The 4,273-nt window shown below is 71.0% G+C and carries 4 protein-coding genes and 1 pseudogene; all 5 read left to right on the top strand.

All coding sequences use genetic code 11. The features are described from left to right. Positions 1–229: pseudogene (locus tag VFX99_RS14540) on the top strand (glutamine amidotransferase); the annotation flags it as partial. Then, complete coding sequence (locus VFX99_RS14535; protein ID WP_329667008.1) at positions 226–933, top strand: protein glxC; 708 nt, start codon at positions 226–228, stop codon at positions 931–933. The pseudogene VFX99_RS14540 and the gene VFX99_RS14535, both read left to right, overlap by 4 nt. A gap of 31 nt (positions 934–964) precedes the next feature. Continuing rightward, the gene (locus VFX99_RS14530) at positions 965–2,290 is read left to right on the top strand and encodes an FMN-binding glutamate synthase family protein (protein ID WP_329667007.1); all 1,326 of its coding nucleotides are present in this window, start codon (positions 965–967) and stop codon (positions 2,288–2,290) included. A gap of 109 nt (positions 2,291–2,399) precedes the next feature. Beyond that, positions 2,400–2,945, top strand: coding sequence for a HutD family protein (locus VFX99_RS14525; RefSeq protein ID WP_329667006.1), 546 nt, complete (start codon positions 2,400–2,402; stop codon positions 2,943–2,945). 25 nt (positions 2,946–2,970) lie between these two features. Next, the gene (locus tag VFX99_RS14520) at positions 2,971–4,104 is read left to right on the top strand and encodes an FAD-dependent oxidoreductase (protein ID WP_329667005.1); all 1,134 of its coding nucleotides are present in this window, start codon (positions 2,971–2,973) and stop codon (positions 4,102–4,104) included. The last annotated feature ends 169 nt before the right edge of the window (positions 4,105–4,273 follow it).

Raw genomic sequence — 4,273 nt, 5'->3', positions numbered from 1 at the left:
CTACACGCTGCTGGTGACCACCGCGGACGGGTTTGCCGTGGTCCGCGACGCCATCGCGTGCAAGCCCGCGATCATCGCCGAGACGGACGACTGGATCGCCATGGCATCCGAGTATCGCGCCCTCGCCGGCCTGCCCGGCATCGAGGACGCACGCATCTTCGAGCCCTCGCCCGGTGTCGTCTACACCTGGCGCCTCGACGCCCCCATTCTGGAAGGAGCCGCCGCATGACCATCGCAACCGCCCCCCTGGACGCGACCGCGACGACCATCGACCTGTCGCGCTCGACCGTCCGCGAGCTCAACCAGCTGCTGCACGACGCGGAGGACGGGACCTCGTGGACCGTCGACTCGCCGATGGGCAGCCACAACATCGCGGTCGGCATCACCGCCGATCTCGACGTGACGGTGCACGGCAACGTGGGGTACTACTTCGCCGGCATGCACCAGACCGGTACCGCCACCGTGCACGGCAGCGCCGGAGTCGGCCTTGCCGAGAACATCATGTCGGGCGTCGTGCACGTGACCGGCGACGCGTCGCAGGCCACCGGCGCCACCGGCCACGGCGGACTCGTCGTCGTCGACGGCAACACCGGAGCCCGCTGCGGCATCTCGATGAAGGGCGTGGACATCGTCGTGGGCGGCAGCATCGGCCACGCCTCGGCGTTCATGGCCCAGGCCGGGCGCCTCGTCGTCTGCGGCGACGCCGGCGAAGCGCTCGGCGACTCGATCTACGAGGCGCGCATCTACGTGCGCGGCGAGGTCGCCTCGCTCGGAGCCGACTGCGTCGAGAAGGACGTCCGCCCCGAGCACCTCGCCGAGCTGACCGAGCTGCTCGCCCGCGCCGGTCGCAGCGAGCGCGCGGAGGAGTTCCGTCGCTACGGGTCCGCCCGAAACCTCTACCACTTCAAAGTCGACAACGCCGGCGCGTACTGAGCCGCTGCGTACTGAGCCCCAGGGAGTCACCATGACACACGACCTCGCCGCGCTCGGCCTTCGCGAATCCGCGACGTTCGACCGCGCCACCATCTCCGACATCCAGCGAGCCGCCGCCACCGGCATCTACGACATCCGCGGGTGGGGTGCGAAGCGCTCGCTGCCGCACTTCGACGACCTCCTCTTCCTCGGGGCGAGCATGTCGCGGTACCCGCTCGAGGGCTACCGCGAGAAGTGCTCCACCGACGTCACCCTGGGCGGGCGGCACGCGCTGGAGCCCATCCACCTCGACATCCCGGTCACGATCGCCGGGATGAGCTTCGGTGCCCTGTCGGCCAATGCCAAGGAGGCCCTCGGACGCGGTGCGACCGAGGCCGGCACGTCCACCACCACGGGCGACGGCGGGATGACGCCGGAAGAGCGGGGGCAGTCGAAGACCCTCGTGTACCAGTACCTGCCGTCGCGCTACGGCATGAACCCCGACGACCTGCGCAAGGCCGACGCGATCGAGATCGTACTCGGCCAGGGTGCCAAGCCCGGCGGCGGCGGCATGCTGCTCGGGCAGAAGATCACCGAGCGGGTCGCCGGCATGCGCACCCTGCCGGTCGGCATCGACCAGCGATCGGCCAGCCGGCATCCGGACTGGACCGGCCCGGACGACCTCACGATCAAGATCGCCGAGATCCGCGAGATCACCGACTGGCGCAAGCCCATCTACGTCAAGATCGGCGCCTCCCGCCCCTACTACGACACCGCCCTCGCGGTGAAGGCGGGTGCTGATGTCGTCGTGCTCGACGGCATGCAGGGCGGCACCGCCGCGACCCAGCAGGTCTTCATCGAGCACGTCGGCATCCCGACCCTCGCCGCGATCGGGCCCGCCGTAGCCGCGTTGCAGGAACTCGGGGTGCATCGCACTGGAGTGCAGCTGATCGTCTCGGGCGGCATCCGCACCGGCGCCGACGTCGCCAAGGCGCTCGCGCTGGGCGCGGATGCCGTGGCCATCGGCACCGCGGCGCTCATCGCCCTCGGCGACAACGACCCGCGCTACGCCGACGAGTACGCCGAGCTCGGCTCCGCCGCCGGCTTCTACGACGACTTCCAGGACGGACGCGACCCCGCCGGAATCTCGACGCAGGATCCTGCACTCTCGGCGCGGCTCGACCCGGTGGCCGCCGGGCGGCGGCTCGCCAACTACCTGCGCGTCCTCACGCTCGAGGCGCAGACGATCGCCCGCGCATGCGGCAAGTCACACGTCCGCAACCTCGAGCCGGAGGACCTCGTCGCCCTGACCGTCGAGTCCGCCGCGATGGCGGGCGTCCCCCTCGCGGGCACCTCCTGGATCCCCGGACGCAGCTGAGTCCCATGTCCCCCTCCTCCCCGCCGCCGAGAGTGCACCTCCCGGCTCGCGAGAGTGCACCTCCCGGCCGCCGAGAGTGCACGATCCCGGTCCCGAGAGTGCACCTCGCATGACCGCGCTCACCGAGTTGGACGTCGTCACGCCGCAGGACGCCAAGTCGGAGTCCTGGGCGAACGGCCTCGGGGTGACCCGGGTGCTGGCGAAGACGCTCGCCTGGCGGCTCAGCATCGCCGAGCTGAGAGGACGGATGCCGTTCTCCCAGCTCGGCGGGATGGATCGCATCCTCATCCCGCTGAGTTCTCAGCCGCTGCGCCTCACGATCGACGGGATCGAGCACCAGGTCACCCGCGACGAGGGGATCCGGTTCCGCGGGGAGTCTCGCGTGATCGCCTCCGTCGACCGCGGCGGCGTCTCGGTGATGAACCTCATGGTGAAGCGCACCCTGGCGGAGGCCGCGTGCCACATCCGCGCTCACCGCAATCGAGTCCCGGTCAGTCCCTCCGCGACGATGACGGTGCTGCTCGCAGGAAACGCCACCGTCGACGACCTGCCGCTGCCGCCGGGCAGCGCGCTCCTCCAGGCTGCCCGACCGCGCAGCATCCTGTGCGAATCGGCGCTCGTCGCCCGTTTCGACATCGCACCCGTCGCCGCCTGACCGACGGAGCCACGAAAGGCATCACATGTCCGCCCATCCGATCGTCATCATCGGAGCCGGTCTCGCCGGAGCCGCCACCGCCTGGGCCCTCGCGCGCCGCGGCCGCGACGTCGTGCTTCTGGAGCGAAGCACGCCCGCGAACGAGTTCGGCAGCTCGCACGGCTCCGCCCGCATCTTCCGCTATACGTACCCCGACCCGTTCTACACGGAGCTGGTGCGCGAGGCGCGCGGGGGCTGGGACGACCTCGAGAACGAGAGCGCCCAGCGACTCATCAGCAGCGCCGGCGCGCTCGACTTCGGTGCGCTGCGGAATCCCGCCGGGCTCGCCGCGGTGCTCGCGGCGAACGACGTCGCGCACGAGCTGCTGAGCGTCCGCGAGGCATCCCAGCGCTGGCCCGGCATCTCGTTCGACGGTCCGGTGCTCTGGCACGAGGGGGCGGGCGTGATCGATGCCGAGTCGGCGGTGAAGGCGATGGTCCACCTCGCCGTTCGCCTCGGCGCGCAGCTGCGCCACGACTGGGTGGCATCGCGAGTCTCGCGAGACGGCGACGGTTATGTCGTGGAGTCCGAGTCCGGCGACTCGGTCGTGGCATCCCAGGTCGTCGTCGCCGCCGGAGGCTGGCTCCCCGCGCTGCTCGACCGGCTCGACTTGCCGGCCGAGGCGCTCGACCGCTTCCCGCCGCTCGAGGTGCGGCAGGAGCAGGCACTGCACTTCCCCTATCGCGACCCGGACGGCGACTGGCCGACCTTCATCCACAAGGGAGCCGACATCCAGGTCTACGGTCTGCCCGGTGGCCGCGACGCCGACTTCCGCGGGCAGAAGGTCGCAGAGTACAACGGCGGCCCGGTGATCGGCTCGGCCCTCCAGCACGACCGCGTCATCGACGGCGCACGTCGCGACCGGGTCGTCGACTACGTCGCCCGCACCCTGCCCGGCCTCGTGCCCGAGCCGTACGCCGAGACGACGTGCCTGTTCACCAATGCCCCGGACGACGACTTCATCATCGACCGGGTCGAGGGCATCACGATCCTCTCCCCCTGCTCCGGCCACGGGGCAAAGTTCGCGCCGCTGTTGGGGGAACTCGCCGCGCGGCTCGTCACGGGTGAGGATGCCGGGCTTCCCCGGTTCCGCCCGCTCGCAGCATTGGCCGGCGCATGACGGGCGTAGCGCGGATGATCGAGGAGATCTCCTCGATCGGACGGGACACCACCCGGGGCGGGTTCAGCCGGCCGGGCTACTCGAGCGCGGATCGGGAGCTGCGTGAGTGGTTCGTCGCGCATGCCGAGCGGCGCGGGCTGGATGTCGAGCGCGACCGCAACGGCACCCT

The sequence above is a fragment of the Microbacterium sp. genome (assembly GCF_036277215.1).
Lineage (GTDB): Bacteria > Actinomycetota > Actinomycetes > Actinomycetales > Microbacteriaceae > Microbacterium.
Note: the sequence above shows the minus strand (reverse complement) of the source record. Positions and strands in the feature narration are given on the sequence as shown.

What these genes read in the sequence shown, in the direction of transcription:
- VFX99_RS14525 (WP_329667006.1), top strand. Translation starts at nt 2,400, where the DNA reads ATGACCGCGCTCACCGAGTTGGACGTCGTCACGCCGCAGGACGCCAAG.
- VFX99_RS14530 (WP_329667007.1), top strand. Translation starts at nt 965, where the DNA reads ATGACACACGACCTCGCCGCGCTCGGCCTTCGCGAATCCGCGACGTTC.
- VFX99_RS14535 (WP_329667008.1), top strand. Translation starts at nt 226, where the DNA reads ATGACCATCGCAACCGCCCCCCTGGACGCGACCGCGACGACCATCGAC.
- VFX99_RS14520 (WP_329667005.1), top strand. Translation starts at nt 2,971, where the DNA reads ATGTCCGCCCATCCGATCGTCATCATCGGAGCCGGTCTCGCCGGAGCC.